Source organism: Streptomyces sp. CB02366, assembly GCF_001905905.1.
In the GTDB taxonomy this organism is placed as follows: Bacteria; Actinomycetota; Actinomycetes; order Streptomycetales; family Streptomycetaceae; genus Streptomyces.
In genome coordinates this window covers 512915-531835 of the sequence record NZ_LIVT01000001.1, presented here as the reverse complement: position 1 = coordinate 531835, position 18921 = coordinate 512915, and the positions used below count along the sequence as shown (strand labels likewise).

The window sequence follows — 18921 nt, the reverse complement described above, 5'->3', positions numbered from 1 at the left end:
CGGGGACGGTCGGTCGTCCCCGGGGCTCTCGCGTGCGTCAGCGGTGGTGCGGTGTCACTGCTCGGCGAGTACGGCCTCGGCGTCGAGGGTCACACCGACCGCCTGGATCACCGAAGCGACCTTGACGGCCTCCTGGATGGTCTCGCGGTCCACGCCGGCCTTGCGGAGCACCTGCTCGTGGGAGTCCAGGCACTGGCCGCAGCCGTTGATCGCGGAGACGGCGAGCGACCACAGCTCGAAGTCGACCTTCTCCACGCCCGGGTTGCCGATGACGTTCATCCGCAGGCCCGCGCGGAGCGTGCCGTACTCCGGGTCCGACAGCAGGTGCCGGGTCCGGTAGAACACGTTGTTCATCGCCATGACGGCGGCCGCCGACTTCGCCGCGCTGTACGCCTCGGCGGAGAGGTTGGCCTTCGCCTCGGGCTCCAGCTCGCGCAGCACCTTCGGCGAACGCGAGGCGATCGCGCAGGCCAGCACGGTCCCCCACAGCTGCTGCTGGGGGAGGTCGCTGTTGCCGATGACCGAACCGAGGTTCAGCTTCAGGTCCTTGGCGAAGTCCGGTATGGCGGACTTCAGTTCGTCGAGTGCCATGTCCGTATCAGCTCACTCGCCCGAGAGGAGCGCGACCGGGTCCAGGGTGTTCTCGCCCTTGGTCCAGTTGCACGGGCACAGCTCGTCGGTCTGCAGGGCGTCGAGGACCCGCAGGACCTCCTTGGGGTTACGGCCCACGGAACCGGCGGTCACCATCGTGAACTGGATCTCGTTGTTCTGGTCGACGATGAAGACGGCGCGCTGGGCGAAGCCGTCCTCGCCCTCGATGCCCAGGTCGCGCATGAGCTCGTGCTTCGAGTCGGCCAGCATCGGGAAGGGCAGGTCGGTCAGGTCCGGGTGGTCCTTGCGCCAGGCGTGGTGCACGAACTCGGAGTCACCGGAGAAACCGAGGATCTGCGCGTCGCGGTCGGCGAACTCCTCGTTCAGCTTGCCGAAGGCGGCGATCTCGGTGGGGCACACGAAGGTGAAGTCCTTCGGCCACGCGAAGACGATCTTCCACTTGCCCTCGTAGGTCTTGTGGTTGATCTGCTCGAACTCCTTGCCGCTCTCCAGCGAGACACAAGCGGTCAGGTCGAACTCGGGGAACTTGTCACCGACAGTGAGCACGCGCTCTCCTTGCAACGTCTGGAATTCCCTTTTTGAGGGCGTTCCTGAGGGTTGGACGGTTCCCACCTTGGCACAGAGTGCATTGATCACGGAAATAGCTACACTCGGCCCGGATGATCGGAGGTGCCTATCAGTGGGCCAGGGCAATCACGGCATACGCCCCAAGCAGCACGGCAAGCAGCCCAGCCTGTCGCAGCTGCGCGCCTTCACCGCCGTGGCGGAACATCTGCACTTCCGGGACGCGGCGGCCGCAATCGGGATGAGTCAGCCGGCACTCTCCGGAGCGGTGTCCGCTCTGGAGGAGGCACTGGGTGTCCAGCTCATCGAGCGCACGACGCGCAAGGTGCTGCTCTCGGCCGCCGGGGAGCGGCTGGCGGTCCGGGCCGGGGCGGTGCTGGACGCCGTCGCCGCGCTGATGGAGGAGGCGGAGGCGGTCCGGGCCCCCTTCACCGGGGTCCTCCGGCTCGGCGTGATCCCGACCGTCGCCCCCTACCTGCTGCCCACCGTGCTCCGCCTCGTCCACGAGCGCTATCCGGACCTCGACCTCCAGGTCCACGAGGAGCAGACCTCCTCACTGCTGGAGGGGCTCGCCGCGGGGCGGCTCGACCTGCTGCTGCTCGCCGTCCCGCTCGGGGTGCCGGGCGTCACCGAGATCCCGCTGTTCGACGAGGACTTCGTGCTGGTCATGGAGCAGGACCACCGGCTCGGCGGCCGTTCGGACATTCCGCGCGACGCGCTGCGGGAGCTGCCGCTGCTCCTCCTGGACGAGGGGCACTGCCTGCGCGACCAGGCCCTCGACATCTGCCGTGAGGCCGGCCGCACCCAGGGCGCACCGGTCACCACGACCGCCGCCGGGCTCTCCACCCTGGTCCAGCTGGTCGCCGGCGGGCTCGGGGTGACGCTGCTGCCGCGCACCGCGGTGACGGTGGAGACCGGTCGCAACGAGGCGCTGGCCACCGGGCGCTTCGCGGACCCGGCTCCCAGCCGGCGGGTCGCCCTGGCGATGCGGACCGGGTCGGCGCGGAGCGGCGAGTTCGAGGAGCTGGCGGCGGCCCTGCGCGAGGCGATGCGCCCGCTGCCGGTCCGGCCGGTGGCGGGGAACGGCTGAGCACGTCCGCCGCCCCCGCGCGGCAGGGGCGCCCCGTCCTCCCCTACGCCCGGGTCCCCGCGGCCATGCGCGGGGCCGGGGGCTCGCGCGCACGCGTGCGGCCGGGGCCCCTTCCCCGGGGCCCCGGCCGCACCCGGAGCGGGCGGGCGTCACTCGGTGCGCAGGCCCTCCGGCCGCATCAGGCGCCACAGCGACGGCAGTGACGCCAGGGTCACCAGCGCGATCAGCCCGCCCCCGGCGCCCACCATCGGCCAGAACAGCCACCAGCCGGCCACCGGCTTGCTGATCATCCAGGCGAGCGTCGCCCCGAGGCCCAGGCCGCCGGCGACCGCGACCGCGAGGCCGAGCGCCACCGGCACGGCGGTCTGCCACAGCACCGACCAGCCGAGCGTGGAGCGCCGGGTGCCGAAGGCCACCAGCACGGACAGCAGCCGCTTGCGCTCGCGCAACTGCTCCAGCTGGGAGACCAGCATCGAGGCGGCGATGAGCAGCAGCACCACGGTCGCCCCGACCTGGAGACCGGTGCGCACGCTGTCGTACTGACGGTCGCGCTCCACCGGGTTCAGCTCGGCGAAACGCATCCCGGGGTCGATCCGGTACGCCGTGGTGCGTACGTGCTCCGCGACGTCCGGCACGCTCTCGTCGACCCGGATCTGCGCGACGATCGTGGCGCCGGGCAGCTTGCCCGCGTCCAGCGCGCCGGTGGTCGCCATGATCCCGAAGTGGGTCTCGCCCATCGGGTCCTTGCGCCCGGTCACGGTCTCGGTGTCGGCGGGGAGCGTCCACCGGAACGGCTTCCCCTCCATGCCCTCGCCGATCAGGACGGTCTTGCCCTTGCGGGCGGTCTGATCCACCCACCCCGCCTGGCCCTTGTCGTCCGGCGGGTGCACGACGAAGGCGTCGCCGTCCTCGCACCGGTCGATCCGGGCCAGTTCGCGCAGGGTGGCGCAGGTGCCGATGGTCAGCGAGGTGGTGGGCGGGACGTCGTCGTCCGCGTACGTGCCGGGCTTGCTGGCGTACGCCTCCACCGAGCCGATCACCACCTCGACGCCCTCGGTGGCGCGGAACCGTTCGATGGCGGAGGTGGCGGCGTCGCCGGTGACGTCCTCGGAGTACGCGGCGAACTGGGCCCGCGAGGGGTCCTCGCCGGTCACCCGGTGGAAGTCCGCGTTCATCGCGGCGAACAGCATCTGGAGGGCGATCGCCCCCGCCACCGCGACCGTCACCCCGCTGACCGCGCGGGACGCGGCCCCGCTGCTCAGCTGAAGCCGGCGGGTGGCGAGCTGCCAGGGCACCGGACCGCCGCTCAGCCGGTTCACGCACGCCTCGACCAGCCACGGCAGCAGCAGGGCGAGACCGACCAGCACCAGGACGGCGCCGGAGGCTATCGTGAGCGGGTTGATCGGCTCGTAGCCGTTCGTCCGGCCCGTCCAGCCGAGCACCCCGAGACCGGCCGCCGGCACCGACAGCCGCCACCACAGCCGGCGCCGGCGCTCCCGCCCCCGGCGTACGACGCCGAGCGGCTCGATCGCCACGGAGCGCATCGCCGCCAGGGTGACCAGGACGGCGGTCAGCGGCACCGCCACCACGATGAGCAGGGCGAGCCAGGGGTCGGGGACCACGTCGGCGGGGAACGCGCTGACGTCCCAGACCTTCACCGAGCCGACGAACAACCGGCCCACCAGGAAGAACGCGAGGCCGATCAGCAGCCCGAGCAGCGCGCCGAACATCGCCTCCCCGGCGGCGATCCGCCGGGCCGTCCGGATGTCGGCGCCCACCAGGCGCAGTGCGGCGAGCCGGCGGTCGCGGCGGTCGCCGCCGAAGCGGACGGCGGTGGCGATGAAGATCGCGACCGGCACCAGCAGGACGACGCAGACCATCACGACGAGCACGATGAGCAGCGGCGGCAGCGGGTCGGCCGGGCCGATGTCGCCGTACCCGGTGACGCGATGGGCGCCCCGGGCGGTCGTCAGGGTGTCGCTGCCCGCGTAGTAGAGGAGTTCGTCGGGGGAGCGCAGCCCGGCGTCGCCGATCGTGCCGGTGATCTCGTAGGGCAGCCGCTCGCGCAGAATCTCGCCGCCCGGGGAGGCCAGCAGCTCCTTCAGGGCGGGGGAGACCACCATCGTGTCCGCCGCGGGGAAGCGGTCGACGCCCGGCGGCAGGACGGGGTCGGCGCCCTCCGCGCGCATCAGATGGCCGCCGACTGTCTGGCCGCGGTAGTCGGTGCCGGCGTTGATCCGCAGCACCGAGCGGTCCGACTTCGCGGTCGCGTCGGACGACGCGGAGGCCGGGGCCTCCTTGCGCGCCTGGTCGCGGCCGTTGCGGGCGTCCAGCAGATGCGGTACGGACGATGCGAGCAGCAGCAGGGCGACGCCGAGGCCGACGCCGACGGCGGTCAGCAGCGTACGGGCCCAGCCCTCGCGGCCGCCGCCGGCGGCGAACCGGACGCCGAGGCCGAGGTCGCGGAGGACCACCGCGCCGCGCGAGGGCGGCGTCGGGCGCGGGGGAGCCGCGGCCCGGTCCGTGCCGGGCTTGTCGAGCAGGGTCATGCGGAGTGCTCCAGGTCGCGGACCCGGCCGTCGCGCACGGTGACGTCACGGTCGGAGTAGGCGGCGACGCGGGCCTCGTGGGTCACCAGGACCACGGCGGCGTTGGTGGAACGGGCCGCCTCGGTGAGCAGCTCCATCACCCGCTCGCCGTTGAGGGAGTCCAGCGCGCCGGTCGGCTCGTCCGCGAAGACCACCTTCGGCGAACCGGCCAGGGCGCGGGCCACGGCGACCCGCTGGCCCTGGCCCCCGGAGACCTCGCCGGGGCGCTTGGCCCCGAGGTCCTCGACCTCCAGCCGCTCCATCCACTCCAGGGCGGTGCGCTCGGCGGCCTTGCGCTTCACGCCGTTGAGACGGAGCGGCAGGGCGACGTTCTCCACACAGGTCAGCTCCGGGACGAGCTGGCCGAACTGGAAGACGAAGCCGAAGTCGCTGCGGCGCAGGGCGCTGCGCTCGGCGTCGGACATCGCGGACAGCTCGCGGCCCGCGTAGGTGATGGTGCCGGAGTCGGGCGTGACGATCCCGGCCAGGCAGTGCAGCAGGGTGGACTTGCCCGAGCCGGAGGGGCCCATGACGGCGACGACCTCACCGGGGTGCACGGAGAACGACGCGCCGTCCAGCGCGGGCGTCGAGCCGTAGGTCTTGCGCAGGTCGTGCGCGGCGAGCAGGGAGCCTTCGGGAATCACGGAGCCACCACCTTGGCGAGCTGGTCGAGACGGGCCGCGGTCAGTTCCAGCCAGCGCAGGTCGGCTTCGAGGTGGAACAGGGCGTGGTCGCAGATCAGCTGGTCGGCGAGGTCGCCCGTGCGTTTGCGGTCGGTGAGGATCCGCATCATCCGCAGGTGCGCCGAGCGCTGGGTGTCCAGCAGGTCGGCGGCGCTGCGGTCGGTGAGCAGCGCGAGGACGACCTTGGTGTACAGCGTCGACTGGAGGTAGGGCTCGGGCTTCTCGGGCTGGGCCAGCCACTGCGAGACATCGGTGATCCCGGCGTCGGTGATGGCGTACCGCTTGCGCTCCGGGCCTCCTTCGCTCTCGACGCCGTCGACCTCGACGAGACCGTTCTTCAGGAGCCGGGACATCGTCGAGTAGACCTGGCCGTAGTGCAGCGGACGGTCCTGGCCGAACTTCTCGTCGAAGGTCCGCTTCAGGTCGTAACCGTGGCGGGGGCCGGACTCCAGAAGCCCGAGGAGGGTGTGACCGATAGACATGAGGAGCACTGTACACGGCGTGTATACCTGCCGTGTATACGCGTCCGAAAGGGACCCCGGGCCATAAAACGGGCCGGGTTCGGGTCGGGGAGGCAGGCGTCACGGGGCGGCGGAGCCGCCGGGCCCGGGCTCCGGCGCCGACGGCCCCTGCTCCTCGGGCGCCTGCTCCTCGGGCCCCTGCCGGGGAGGCCCTGGCTCCTCGGGCGCCTGCTTGGGCGGTCGCCCCCGCCGGGCGATCGGCCGCACGGCCGTCGGCAGCCGGCCCGCCTCGGCGAGCGCCCGGCGCAGCAGGAACTCGATCTGCGCGTTGGTGCTGCGCAGCTCGTCGGAGGCCCAGCGGGCGAGCGCGTCGTGCACGGCCGGGTCCAGCCGCAGCAGCGTCTGCTTGCGCTGCTGCGGCCGGGGCGCCGGCGCCCGCCGGGGGGGCGTCTGGTCGGTCACTGGTAGAGGGTGCCCGTGTTGAGGACCGGCTGGGCGCCGCGATCACCGCACAGCACCACCATCAGATTGCTGACCATGGCGGCCTTCCGCTCGGAGTCCAGCTCCACGATGTCCCGGTCGGCGATCCGGTCCAGGGCCATCTCGACCATGCCCACCGCGCCCTCGACGATCTGCCGGCGGGCCGCGACGACCGCCCCGGCCTGCTGGCGCTGGAGCATGGCGGAGGCGATCTCCGGGGCGTACGCGAGGTGGCTGAAGCGCGACTCGATGATCCGGACGCCCGCGGCCTGCACCCGGGCGGTCAGCTCGGCGGCCAGCTTCTCGGTGATCTCCTCGGCGTTGCCGCGCAGCGAGAGGCCGTCCTCGTCGTGGGCGTCGTACGGGTACTCGATGGCGATGTGCCGGACGGCCGACTCGGTCTGGGTGGCGACGAACTCCAGGAAGTCGTCGACCTCGAAGAGCGCCTGGGCGGTGTCCTCGACCTTCCACACGACGATCGCGGCCAGCTCGATCGGGTTGCCGTAGGCGTCGTTGACCTTGAGGACGGCGGTCTCGTGGTTGCGGACCCGGGTGGAGATCTTGCGGCTGGAGGTCAGCGGGTTGACCCAGCGCAGCCCGTCGGCGCGGATCGTTCCGACGTACCGCCCGAAGAGCTGGATCACCCGGGCCTCGCCCGGAGCGACCATCTTCACGCCGCTCATGCAGAAGAACGAGGTGAGTACGAGGAGCACGCCGAGGACGAGGAGCGGGACGCCGACCGCGTTGCTGCCGTTCGCCCCGACCACCCCGCCGACGATGGCGAGGGCGACCCCGGCGAAGACGCCGAGCACGGTCAGGAGCAGTCCCAGGCCGCCCGGTATGGAGTGCGCGGTGACCTCCCTGACCTGCGGCGCGGGCATGTCGGGGGCGTCGATCTCGAGATCCGCCGCCGCTGCGTCGGGGCGGTGGTCGTCGTGGTGGGCGGTCATGGGATCCCCCGTTCCTCGCGGTATCGCACCGCGCTAGCAATGTGATTTCACATTATCGGATCTCGCAACCTTGTCCACCCCTGAGGAGTCGGTTCCTGAGAAAGCGGGTGCTGATTCTCACGTCGGCAAAAGGCGGGATCGCTCGTCTTTCGTCCCCGTCGTGGGTGTTAGCTGGCAGGTCTGAGCCAACTGACGGAACCGAGCGAGCCGGTCGAGCAGAGAAGCGGGAGCAACACACCAATGGGCCGAGCGGATGCGCGACGAGCCCCGGCGCGGGAACCGCGCGGGGACCGGAAGAGCGGCGGCATACGCGGACTCTTCACGTGGAAGAAGCTGCTGGGCGCGTTCTTCGGGATCGTCCTGCTGGGCATGGGCGCCTTCGGCGCGCTCTACCTGTACGTCGACGTCCCCGCCGCCAACGCCACGGCGGAACGGCAGAGCAACGTCTACAAGTACAGCGACGGCACGGTCCTGGCCCGGACCGGCAAGGGCGTCAACCGCCAGATCATCGACCTGGACCAGGTGCCGAAGAAGGTCCAGCACGCCTTCGTCGCCGCCGAGAACAAGACCTTCTACAAGGACCAGGGCGTCGACCTGAAGGGCACCACCCGCGCTCTCTTCAACACCCTCAGCGGCAAGGGCAAGCAGGGCGGCTCGACCATCACCCAGCAGTACGTGAAGAACTACTACCTGACGCAGGACCCCACCGTGAGCCGCAAGCTCAAGGAGGTGGTGATCTCCCTCAAGGTGGACCAGAAGCAGTCCAAGGACCAGATCCTCGCCGGGTACATCAACACCGCCTACTACGGACGCGGCGCGAGCGGCGTCCAGGCCGCCGCCCAGGCGTACTACGGCGTGGACGCCGAGGAGCTGGACGTCGCGCAGGGCGCCTACCTCGCCTCCCTCCTCCAGGCGCCCAGCCAGTACGACTGGAACTCCGCGAGCCCCACGGGGAAGAAGCTGGTCAAGGAGCGCTGGGCCTACACCCTGCGCAACATGGTCGAGATGAAGTGGCTGACCGAGTCCGAGAAGGCCGGCCTCGAATTCCCCGTCCCGCAGAAGCCCAAGCCCGCCCCGGGCATGGAGGGCCAGGCCGGCTACCTCGTCGAGGCCGCCAACAAGGAGCTGGAGAAGCAGGGCGTCACCGAGGAGGACCGCCTGGCCGGCGGCTGGACCTTCACGCTCACCGTCGACAAGAAGCGCCAGAAGGCGCTGGAGAAGTCGGTGCACGACCAGCTGGAGTCCAAGCTCGACCGGGAGGGCGACAAGGTCGACGCCACCGTCCAGGCCGGCGCCACCTCCGTCGACCCCAGGACCGGCGAGGTCGTCGCGCTGTACGGCGGCGAGGACTACGTCAAGCACTACATCAGCAACGCGACCCGCCAGGACTACCAGCCCGCCTCCACCTTCAAGCCGCTGGTGCTCGCCTCCGCCCTGGAGAACGATTCGACGACCCAGGACGGCAGCCTGATCGGGCTCAACACGATCTACGACGGCACCAGCAAGCGGCCCGTCGTCGGCAGCGACACCCCGTTCTCCCCGCAGAACGAGGACGACCGCAGCTACGGTCGAATCTCCGTCCAGCAGGCGATGAACAGCTCGGTCAACTCCGTCTTCGCCCAGATGATCGTGGACGTGTCGCCGGCCAAGGCCAAGGCGACCGCGCTCGCCCTCGGCGTACCGGACAAGAACTTCCCCGAGCGCCCCGCCGTCAGCCTCGGCACCATGAACGCCTCGACCTGGGACATGGCCGGCGCCTACGCCACGCTCGACAACCACGGCCGGAAGGTCACCCCGCACATCCTCCGGTCCGCCGAGCACCGCGACCGCACGGTGAAGCCGCAGAAGCCCAAGCGGGAGCAGGCCATCAGCCGCGCCTCGGCCGACACCGTCACCAAGGCGCTCACCGGGGTCGTCGACGCGGGCTCCGGCCGCGAGGCCAACACTTCCGCCTACGACGCGGCGGGCAAGACCGGCACCTCCGAGGACAACAAGTCCGCCTGGTTCGCCGGGTACACCCCGGAGCTGACCACGGTCGTGGCGCTCTTCGGCGAGGGCGACGGCGGTCGCAAGCAGGTCTCCCTGACCGGTACGGCCAACTCCGGCCGCGCCAACGGCGGTGGCTTCCCCGCCCGGATCTGGGCCGACTACACCCTCGGCGCCCTCGGCGGCGGCTCGGACAGGACGTTCGACCTCCAGGACGTGGAGCGCGGCGAGGTTCCCGCCCCGCCGCCCCCGTCCGACGCCCCTTCCGAGCGGCCCACCGAGTCCGAGAAGCCGGCCACCCCGTCGGACACCCCGTCCGAGACGCCGAGCGAGACGCCCACCGAGACCCCGACCACGCCCGCCCCGCCGCCCACCACCACCCCGCCGACCTTCACGCCGCCCACCGTCCCTTCGCTGCCGCCGCAGCCCGGGGACGGCGACGGCCAGCCGGGCGAGCGGCCCGAGGGCAACGGAGCGGCCCCGCAGTGAGGCCGTGAGGACGGACGGAGGGGGCGGGCCCGCGACAACGGGCCCGCCCCCTCCGCCGTACCGCGTTCCTTACGGCGCCGCCGCCCGCGCCGCCATCTCGAACCAGACGACCTTGCCCGTCGAGAGCCGCGTCGCGCCCCACCGCCGGGCCAGCCGGTTGACCAGGAACAGGCCGCGCCCGCCCTCGTCCGTCTCCCGCGCCTTGCGCTGCCGGGGCAGTTGCGGGGAGTCGTCCCCGACCTCGCAGCGCAGCACGTCCGTCCGCAGCAGCCGCAGCGTCACCGGCCGCTCCGCATAGCGCACGGCGTTGGTGACCACCTCGCTGACCAGCAGCTCCACCTCGTCGGACAAGTCGTCCAGCCCCCACCGGCCCAGGGCCCGCCGGGCCAGTCGGCGCGCCCGGCCCGGGGCGGCGTCCTCCGGCTCCAGGGACCAGTACGCCACGTCGCTCGGCGCGATCCCGTCGAAACGGGCGGCGAGCAGCGCGATGTCGTCGTCGCGGTCGCCGGGCCCGAGCATGTCCAGCACGTCGTCGCAGAGCGCTTCCAGCGGCGGCGAGTGGTCCGGGCCGGTGAGCCGGGCGGTCGTCGCCAGGCGCTCCCGCAGCTGCTCGATGCCCGTCCACACGTCCCGCAGCCGCGACTCCACCAGTCCGTCGGTGTACAGCAGCAGCGTCGCTCCGGCGGGCGCGTCCAAATCGACCGCCTCGAAGTCGACGCCGCCCACCCCGATCGGGGCGCCCGCCGGCACCCGCAGCACCTCGGCCCGTCCGCCCAGGTGCAGCAGCACGGGCGGCGGGTGTCCGGCGTTGGCGACGGTGATCCGGTGCGCCACCGGGTCGTACACCGCGTACAGGCAGGTCGCCATGCGGTCGCTGCCGAGCCGCTGCGCCTGCTCGTCCAGGTGGTGCAGCACCTCCTGCGGCGGCAGATCGAGCTGGGCGAGGGTCTGCGCCGTCGTACGGAGCTGCCCCATGATCGCCGCCGAGGTCATCGAATGGCCCATCACGTCGCCGACGACCAGCGCCACCCGGCTGCCGGGCAGCGGGATCGCGTCGTACCAGTCACCGCCGACCCGGGCCGTCTCGGCCGCCGGGAGGTAGCGCGAGGCGAGGCGCACGCCGGTGGGCTGGGGGAGCGAGTCGGGCAGCATCGTGCGCTGCAACTCGTCGGCGATGTACGCCTCGCGCCCGTACAGCACGGCCTTGTCGATGCCGAGCGCGGTGTGCGTCGCCAACTGGGCGGCGACCAGCAGGTCGCTGGCCTCGAACGGGGGCCGTTCGGTGCCGCGCACGAAGACCGCCGCCCCGATGACCCGGCGCCGCCCGCGCAGCGGGGCCAGGATCGCCCGGTGCCCGGTGGGAACGGACCGGCCGGGGCCCAGCAGCTCCGGCAGGGCGGCCCGCGCCGCCGCCGAGTCGCCGAAGACCGGCCGCACCCCGCGCAGCACCTCGGCCAGCGCCCCGTCCGCCCGCACCTCGCACAGTTCGGCGGCGGGCATCAGATCGGCCTGCGGGTCGAGGATCAGCGGGCGCAGCCGCTCGGTCTCGGAGCCGACCGCCTCGGCGCCCTCCTCGTCGCTGACGCGCAGCCGGTCGCTGCGGCGCAGCCGCAGCACGAAGGGGCTCACCGGGCGCTCGTCGCCCACCGGGAGCGGATCGCGCAGGTAGACGAGGATCGCGTCGGAGAAGGTCGGCACGCTGGCCCGGCACAGGCCGAGGACGATCTCGTCGAGGTCGATGCCCCGGGCGATCCGCCGGGTCGCCGCCCCGACGAAGCGCAGCCGGTCGCCCTCGCGGCGGGTGGCCGCCTGCGCGTCGGCGACGGCGGGCGCTCCGGGCGCCGGGCCCGGTGCGGCGGCCGGAGCGGGTACCGCGGCAGCGGCGGCGGCAGCCGCGGCGTCCTGCTGCCGGGGCCGGGTGCGCTCCTGCTGCCGGGCAGCGAGCGGCTGCCGGCCTTCGTGGGAGGTGGGATGCTCCGTCACGCGTGGGATTCCGTCCGTCCGGGCCGGTTGTATGAGGCAGTCGCCTCGTGGGGCGCTACTGTGCCCCGGCAGGCGCGGGAAGAACAACGGCTGTCACCGGATGTCCCCGGGGAAGGGGCCGAAACCGAACGCCGCGGAGTCGGCCGGCGGGCGGTCCCTCCGACGGAGGGCGCGGTGAGCGGGCAGCGGACAGCGTGCATGGCTCCACCCCCTCGTGGTGGTCCCGCGTCCGCGCGGAACGTACGGGCCGGTGGCCCGCACCTCCGCACGACCGGTGTGGTGACGTGTGATCAGTTCCGGTGCGGCGGCCGCTGGTCGCGGCTGTCGGCCCTCCGTGCGTCCGGGCCTGCCGACCGGAGTGCCCGAAGGGTTCTTCCAGGGTCTCACGACGGCATACGGGCAGGGGTGCGGTCCCAGTCATCCGGCAGCCGCGGCACCTGCCACCCCGGATCGGGCCGCCAGTGCTCCCAGCCGTCCCGGAACGGCGACCCCCAGCCGGTGATCACCTCGACCGCCGCCAGGCCCGCCTGCCGGACCCTCCGGGCGGTCCTCCGGTCCATCAGGCCAACCTGCTGCGCCTGCGCGAACTCGTCCTCGTCCAGCCATTTCCAGCTCCGGTCGGGGTTCACGGAGATGTCGAGAAAGTGATCCTCGGAATCCACTCCTCCGGCCCACCGGACGCGGGGCTCCTCCAGGTTCACGTACCAGTTGCGGAACATCCAGCCGCGGTCCCAGAACAGCCACACCGACCACGGGTCCTCGGGCCGGGCCAGCTTCAGCACCCCGGAGCCGAACCAGGTCGAGCGGGCCGTGGTGCGCGGCGCGGTGTAGCGGGTGGCCAGCGGCTCGGCGTGCACCTGGGTGCCGTCCGCCAGCACCGGCCGTACGCACTCGGTGCCGGGCGCCATCCAGACGGCGAGCAGGTCGTCGGTGTCCTGGACGACGGTCACCGGACGGCAGATGTGCACGGGCGCGGCCCCGGCGCCCCGGCGGGCCCGGCCGTTGTCGCGGTAGCGCCAGAGGATCTGGTCCCCCGGCGCCCAGCGTGCGCGCTCTTCCGTACCTGTCATGGAGAGATCTTACGGAGCGCCCCCGCCGTCCCGCTGCGACTCAGGTCACCCGGGGGCGCGGCCCGGGGCCCCGGACAGGCCGGTCCGCGCCCCCGCACGCCGGTCCGGGGCCCCGGGCCGGAGGCTCACGGCCGGGTCATCCGCAGCACGTCCAGCGCCTCGTCGAGCTGCTCCGCCGTCAGGTCGCCGCGCTCCACGTAGCCCATGGCCAGGACCGTCTCGCGGATCGTCGTCCCGTCCCCGAGGGACTTCTTGGCGACCTTCGCCGCCTCCTCGTAGCCGATGTACTTGTTGAGCGGGGTCACCACGGACGGCGAGGACTCGGCGTAGGCGCGGGCCCGTTCGGCGTCGGCGGTGATCCCGTCGACCGTGCGGTCCGCCAGCAGGCGGGAGGCGTTGGCGAGCAGCCGTACGGACTCCAGCAGGTTCTTCGCCATGACCGGGAGCATCACGTTCAGCTCGAAGTTGCCCGCGGCACCCGCCGCGGCCACCGTCGCGTCGTTGCCGGTGACCTGGGCCGCGACCATCAGGACCGCCTCGGGGATCACCGGGTTGACCTTGCCGGGCATGATCGACGAGCCGGGCTGGAGGTCGGGCAGCGCGATCTCCGCGAGACCGGTGCGCGGCCCGGACGCCATCCACCGCAGATCGTTGCAGATCTTCGTCAGCGAGACGGCGATGGTCCTGAGCTGGCCCGACGTCTCCACCAGCCCGTCCCGCGCGCCCTGCGCCTCGAAGTGGTCGCGGGCCTCGGTGAGCGGCAGCCCGGTGGTCCGCGCGACCTCCGCGATCACGGCGGCGGAGAAGCCGGGCGGCGTGTTGATGCCGGTGCCCACCGCGGTACCGCCCAGGGGAAGTTCGGCCAGTCGGGGCAGGGAGGCGCGCAGCCGCTCCACGCCGTGGCGGACCTGCGCCGCGTAACCGCCGAACTCCTGGCCGAGGGTGACCGGGGTGGCGTCCATGAGGTGCGTACGGCCGGATTTCACGACCTCCGCGAATTCGGCCGATTTCCGCCCCAGGGAATCGGCCAGACGATCGAGCGCCGGGATCAGGTCGGCGGTGACGGCGGCGGTGGCCGCGATGTGGATGGAGGACGGGAAGACGTCGTTGGAGGACTGGGAGGCGTTCACATGGTCGTTGGGGTGGACCTCGCGGCCCAGGCGCTCGGTGGCGAGGGTGGCGACCACCTCGTTGGCGTTCATGTTCGAGGAGGTGCCGGACCCGGTCTGGAACACGTCCACCGGGAAGTGGTCGTCCCACCGGCCCGCCGCGACCTCCTCCGCCGCCTCCTGGATCGCGGCGGCGATCTCCGGATCCAGCACCTTCAGCTCGGCGTTGACCTTGGCGGCCGCGCCCTTGATCCGGGCCAGCGCCTCGATGTGCGCCCGCTCCAGGCGCTGCCCGGAGACGGGGAAGTTCTCCACCGCCCGCTGGGTCTGGGCCCGCCACTTGGCGTCCGCGGGGACCCGCACCTCGCCCATCGAATCGTGTTCGATCCGGAACCCGCCGCCCTCGGAGCCCTCGGACGCGTCGCCCGGCATATCGGCCGATGTGGGGACTGACCTGTCGACCATGGTGTTCAAACCTCCTGAAAAAGATGAGCACATGTCTTGTTCTATGTATTCCCAAGCGGCCTACCGCCCAGTAAATACCGGGGGTAACCACTTACCGGGAGGCGCAATGAGGCGTACCAGCACCAGAGTTCGAGGGAACCGAAGCCCTCGCGGGCTCCGCCGTACGATCGTCGCCGCCGTCGCTCTCGCGGCCGCCGTCGGCGGTATGACCGCCGCCGGACCCGCGGGCGCGACGGAGTCGGGTACCAGCTCTATCGCATCCACCCCTCTCCCGCCCGCACTGGAAGCCGTCCGGGCGGCGGAGGCCACCCAGCTGTACGGGAGCCCCGCCGAACGGCCGCTCGGCGACCGCAAGACCGGACTGATCTCGCTCGGCGACAGCGAGATCTCCGGCGAGGGCGTCGGCGCCTACGACCCCGGCACCAACGGGCCGGACAACTGGTGCCACCGCTCGCCGGAGGCCGCCATCCACCGCACGGGCATCGCGGCGGACGTCACGTACAACGTCTCCTGCTCCGGGGCCTATACCGGGAACATCAAAATCGGCGGAAACAAGCAGTACGCCGACGAACTCGTGCAGAGCGACAGCCTCGCGATCAAGGCCCGCAACACCCGGATCAAGATGATCGTGCTGGTCGCCGGGGCCAACGACGACCTCCAGTTCGGGCCCGTCATGACCGACTGCGTGGTGCGCTACATCAGCCTCCAGGGCCCCTGCGAGCCCAAGTACGCCGGCGGCTGGCAGGCCCGCGTGGACGCGCTGGTGCCCAAGGTCGAACAGACCGTCCGCGACCTGCGCACCGTCATGACGGGCGCCGGGTACGCGAACGACGACTACAAGCTCGTCCTGATGGGCTACCCGAGCCCCATCGGCCCCGACTTCCACGACAACCCCAAGTTCCCCGGCAAACTGGTCTGCGGCGGACTCGGCTACGACTCCGACACCGTCTGGGGCCGCAACACCGCCGTACCCGCCTTCCAGGCCGGCATGCGCAAGGCGGCCGCGAGCACCGGGGCCGCCTACCTCGACAACTCCCGGCTCTTCCACGGCCACGAGGTGTGCAGCGAGAGCCCCTGGGCCCGCGGCCTCTACATCGACCTGAGCAAGCCCGGCCTGCCCGACGAGAACTCGGTCCGGCAGTCCTTCCACCCCAACGCGGCCGGACACCGGGCCTTCGCCTCCTGCCTCACCCAGATGTACGGCTCCGGGCTGCGCGAGGCGAGCTGCGCCGACCCGGCGAGCACGGGGAACCCGGTCCTGACCCGGGCGGCCTGGGACGACGTGTTCACCCCGCTGAAGAACGAGGGCACCGGCAGCTGCCTGGACGTGCCCGCCTCGGTCACCCGTAACGGCACCGCGGTCGGCGGCTGGGACTGCCACGGCGGGCGCAACCAGAACTGGTGGTACGACAGCGGCACGCAGACCGCCCGCACCGCGCTCAGCCACGACCGCTGCCTCGACGTGCCCGGCGCGAAGTACACCGCCGGCGCCACGCTCGTGCTCTGGGACTGCTCGGGCGCGGCCAACCAGAAGTTCGTCCGGCAGGCGGGCACGCTCCGCCCGGCCGCCGCGACCGGCCTGTGCCTGACGCTGGCGGGGGCGAAGGACCCGCTCAGGCTCCAGGCGTGCGACGGCGGCGCGAAGCAGCGCTTCGCGTAACCGCAGGGGCGCGGGGGCGGCCGTGAGGGTACGGCCGCCCCCGCGCCGCGCCCTCTCCGGCCGGGGCCGTCCGCGTCACGCTTCCCCGGCCGCGGCCTCCTCGGCCAGGGCCTCGGCCAACGCCCCCAGCGTCGGGGTCAGGTACAGCCGGCGCAGCGGTATGCCGGGCAGCCCGCGCTCCCGGGCGAGCGCGCCGATCCGGATCGCGTACAGGGAGTTGCCGCCCAGCTCCCAGAAGTCGTCGTCCGGGCCGACCTCCCGGACGCCGAGCACCTCCCGCCACACGGCGGCGAGGACGGCGGCCGGGGAGTCCTCGCGGGGGGACGGCCCGGGGGACGCCGGGGCGGCGGACCGGCGGCCTCCGGGCGCGGGCAGCCGGGCCGGGTCCAGCTTGCCGTTGGCCGTGAGGGGGAGCGCCGGCAGGACGGTCACCGTCGCGGGCGCCATGTGCGCGGGCAGCAGGCGGGCGGCCCGCTCCCGTACGGCCCCGGGGCCCGGCTCCGCGCCCGGGGCGGGCACCACGTACGCGTCGATCCGCACGGCCGCCGCGTCCCCGGTCCCGCCGCCGGTCACGGTGACCGCCGCCGCCGACACCCCCGGGTCCTCCAGCAGGACGTGCCGGATCTCCCCGGGCTCGATCCGGAACCCCCGCACCTTCACCTGGTCGTCGATCCGGCCCAGGTGCTCCAGCGTTCCGTCCGGCAGCAGCCGCCCCAGGTCACCGCTGCGGTAGAGCCGCCCTCCCGCCGGGTCCAGGGGGTCGGGGACGAAGCGTCCGGCGGTCGCGGCGGGCCGGTTCAGATAGCCGAGGGCCACCCCCGCCCCGCCCACGTGGATCTCCCCGGGCGCGCCGGGCGGCGCCGGCCGCCCGTACGAGTCCAGGACCCGGACCGACCAGCCGGGCAGCGGGCGTCCCACCGACCGGGAACCGGCCAGGGCCTCCCGGCGGGTCACGGTGGCCGCCGTGACGTGGACCGTGGTCTCGGTGATCCCGTACATGTTGACGACCCGGCAGCGGTCCTCGGGGTGCCGGTCGAACCAGCCCAGCAGCGGACGGGCGTCCAGCGGTTCGCCGCCCAGGACGACCAGCCGCGGGGCGGGCCGTTCGGCGGCCGTCCGGTCGGCCGCCGCGAGCTGGCCGAACGCCGAGGGGGTCTGGCTCACCACGCTCACCCGTTCCCGTACCAGCAGGGCGTGGAAGTCCTCCGGCGAGCGCGTGGTCCAGTGGTCCACGAGCACGAGCCGGCCGCCCGTCAGCAGCGCGCCCCAGATCTCCCACACCGAGAAGTCGAACGCCGCCGAGTGGAAGCACGTCCAGGTGTCGTCGGGCGAGAGGGCGAAGTCCTCGCGCACGGCCTCCACCAGAGCCGTGACGTTGGCGTGCGGGACGAGGACCCCCTTGGGGCGGCCGGTGGAGCCCGAGGTGTGGATGGCGTAGGCGGGGGAGCCGGGCGTCCCGCGGGGCGTGGGGGGCCGGGGCGGGTGGCCTGTGAGGGCGGCGGGGTCCTCGACCGTCAGCCGGACCCCCGCGTCCCGTGCGGTGCGCTCCCGCCACTCCGCCGGATGCTCCGGGTCCAGCGGTACGTACCCGGCGCCCGCCTTCAGGATGCCGAGCATCGCCGCCACCAGGTCCGCCGAGCGGGGCAGGCAGAGCCCGACGAGATCGCCGGGCCGGACGCCCCGGGCGTACAGCCCGTCCGCGAACTCCTCGGCGCGGGCGTCGAGTCCGGTGTAGGAGAGGGTGGCGGAGCCGCAGGTGAGGGCGGGGGCGTCGGGGTGCGCGGCGACCCGCGCGGCGAACGCCTCGTCGATGCGGGGGGAGGGCGGGGCCGGACGCGTCGCCCCGGCCGTCAGCAGGGCGGCGGATTCCCGCTCGCTCAGCGGATCGAGCCGGCCGAGCGGCATGGTGGGCGGTGCGTGGGCCAGCGCCCGGCATATCCGCTCCACGTGGACGGCCGGAACGGGGAGCGCGTCCGGGTCCGCCGGCAGGACGGGGCGCCCCGTCCCGTCCTGTGCCACCAGCTCCAGCGCGGGCGGGTCCTCGCCCCCGGCCGGGGCGGTCGGCCCGGTGGCGAGCAGGTCCGCGACCGTACGGCCGGGCGAGAGGTCCGCCGTGAGCACCGCGTACCCGTCGAGCGCCCCCAGGGCGCAGGGCGGCCGGTCCCGCGCCGGTACGGGGACGGCGACCCGCACCGAGACCGCGCCCGTGTACCGGCCCGCGGTCACCGCCAGGGCCCCCGCCAGGCGGCGGGTCGCCGCGTCCAGGCGCAGGTCCGGGGCGAGCGGGCCCTCCACCGGGGACACCGCCCCGGGGCCCGGCCCCCCACCGCACAGCACCCGGCCGACGAGCCGCAGCGAACGGGCGTCCAGCGCCGCGGCGTCGGCGGTGAGGACGAGGTCGGGCCCGGGGCCCGGAGAGCCGTCCGCCTCCGCGTAGCACAGCAGCACCGCGCGCAGCCGGTGGCCCGGGGCGGGCGGACGGCGGGCCTCGGCCTCGCGTCGCCGGGCGGCCGGGGCCGAGGCGGCCGGGGCGGGTACGGTCTCCGTCCACAGCCGGGGGCGGCGGCGGTCCCCGGGCCACCACAGCTCGGCCGCCTCCGTGAGCGCGGCGGCGAGGGCGGCGGCGTCGGTGGCCGGCGGCAGTCGGAGCGTCAGGGCGTGGTGGGCGGGCGGCACGTGCGCGACTCCTCGCGGAAGAAGGCGGTATCGGGTCCTCGCGGGCGGTGCGGGG

At 73.3% G+C, this 18921-nt stretch carries 14 protein-coding genes; 3 read left to right on the top strand and 11 right to left on the bottom strand.

Annotation, left to right across the window (positions count from 1 at the left end; translation table 11 throughout):
• Positions 1-54: 54 nt before the first annotated feature.
• Together AMK24_RS02240 and AMK24_RS02235 are read right to left on the bottom strand one after the other, a co-directional pair.
• Positions 55-591, bottom strand: coding sequence for an alkyl hydroperoxide reductase (locus AMK24_RS02240; RefSeq protein WP_073764382.1), 537 nt, complete (start codon positions 589-591; stop codon positions 55-57).
• A 12-nt stretch (positions 592-603) separates the two neighbouring features.
• Complete coding sequence (locus tag AMK24_RS02235; RefSeq protein WP_003966619.1) at positions 604-1158, bottom strand: peroxiredoxin; 555 nt, start codon at positions 1156-1158, stop codon at positions 604-606.
• Positions 1159-1291: 133 nt separating this feature from the next.
• Here AMK24_RS02235 and AMK24_RS02230 point away from each other — a divergent pair, with 133 nt between their 5' ends.
• Positions 1292-2266 carry a hydrogen peroxide-inducible genes activator gene (locus AMK24_RS02230; RefSeq protein WP_073764381.1) on the top strand — a complete coding sequence of 325 codons (975 nt, stop codon included), beginning with the start codon at positions 1292-1294 and terminating at the stop codon, positions 2264-2266.
• A gap of 149 nt (positions 2267-2415) precedes the next feature.
• Here AMK24_RS02230 and AMK24_RS02225 read toward each other — a convergent pair whose 3' ends face one another.
• The 5 genes from AMK24_RS02225 to AMK24_RS02205 all read right to left on the bottom strand — a co-directional run bounded on the left by AMK24_RS02225 (position 2416) and on the right by AMK24_RS02205 (position 7428).
• Positions 2416-4815 (bottom strand): ABC transporter permease, encoded by a 2400-nt coding sequence (locus AMK24_RS02225; protein WP_073764379.1) that lies wholly within the window; start codon positions 4813-4815, stop codon positions 2416-2418.
• Positions 4812-5498: an ABC transporter ATP-binding protein gene (locus AMK24_RS02220; protein WP_073764377.1), complete on the bottom strand. Its 687-nt coding sequence runs from the start codon at positions 5496-5498 to the stop codon at positions 4812-4814. The genes AMK24_RS02225 and AMK24_RS02220 overlap by 4 nt, the downstream gene beginning before the upstream one ends.
• Entirely contained in the window at positions 5495-6019 is a 525-nt protein-coding gene (locus AMK24_RS02215; RefSeq protein ID WP_073764375.1) for a PadR family transcriptional regulator, read from the bottom strand. Before AMK24_RS02215 ends, AMK24_RS02220 begins: the two co-directional genes overlap by 4 nt.
• Positions 6020-6118: 99 nt before the next feature.
• A complete protein-coding gene (locus AMK24_RS02210) occupies positions 6119-6460 on the bottom strand; it encodes a hypothetical protein (protein ID WP_073764373.1) in 342 nt (113 codons plus the stop codon).
• On the bottom strand, positions 6457-7428 hold the full coding sequence (locus tag AMK24_RS02205; RefSeq protein ID WP_073764371.1) for an SPFH domain-containing protein: 972 nt from the start codon (positions 7426-7428) through the stop codon (positions 6457-6459). The genes AMK24_RS02210 and AMK24_RS02205 overlap by 4 nt, the downstream gene beginning before the upstream one ends.
• Positions 7429-7668: 240 nt before the next feature.
• On the opposite strand from AMK24_RS02205, the gene AMK24_RS02200 reads away from it, so the two are divergent.
• Entirely contained in the window at positions 7669-9903 is a 2235-nt protein-coding gene (locus AMK24_RS02200) for a transglycosylase domain-containing protein (protein WP_073764370.1), read from the top strand.
• A gap of 69 nt (positions 9904-9972) precedes the next feature.
• On the opposite strand, the gene AMK24_RS02195 is transcribed toward AMK24_RS02200, so the two are convergent.
• From AMK24_RS02195 to AMK24_RS02185, 3 genes are all read right to left on the bottom strand, one after another.
• A complete protein-coding gene (locus AMK24_RS02195; protein WP_073764368.1) occupies positions 9973-11886 on the bottom strand; it encodes a SpoIIE family protein phosphatase in 1914 nt (637 codons plus the stop codon).
• Between the two features lie 383 nt (positions 11887-12269).
• Complete coding sequence (fomD, locus tag AMK24_RS02190; protein WP_073764366.1) at positions 12270-12956, bottom strand: cytidylyl-2-hydroxypropylphosphonate hydrolase; 687 nt, start codon at positions 12954-12956, stop codon at positions 12270-12272.
• Between the two features lie 125 nt (positions 12957-13081).
• A complete protein-coding gene (locus AMK24_RS02185; protein ID WP_073764364.1) occupies positions 13082-14497 on the bottom strand; it encodes a class II fumarate hydratase in 1416 nt (471 codons plus the stop codon).
• Between the two features lie 139 nt (positions 14498-14636).
• Here AMK24_RS02185 and AMK24_RS02180 point away from each other — a divergent pair, with 139 nt between their 5' ends.
• Positions 14637-16190, top strand: coding sequence for a ricin-type beta-trefoil lectin domain protein (locus AMK24_RS02180; RefSeq protein WP_073764362.1), 1554 nt, complete (start codon positions 14637-14639; stop codon positions 16188-16190).
• A gap of 75 nt (positions 16191-16265) precedes the next feature.
• Here the strand turns inward: AMK24_RS02180 and AMK24_RS02175 are convergent, their stop codons facing one another.
• A complete protein-coding gene (locus AMK24_RS02175) occupies positions 16266-18866 on the bottom strand; it encodes an amino acid adenylation domain-containing protein (protein ID WP_073764360.1) in 2601 nt (866 codons plus the stop codon).
• Positions 18867-18921: the final 55 nt, after the last annotated feature.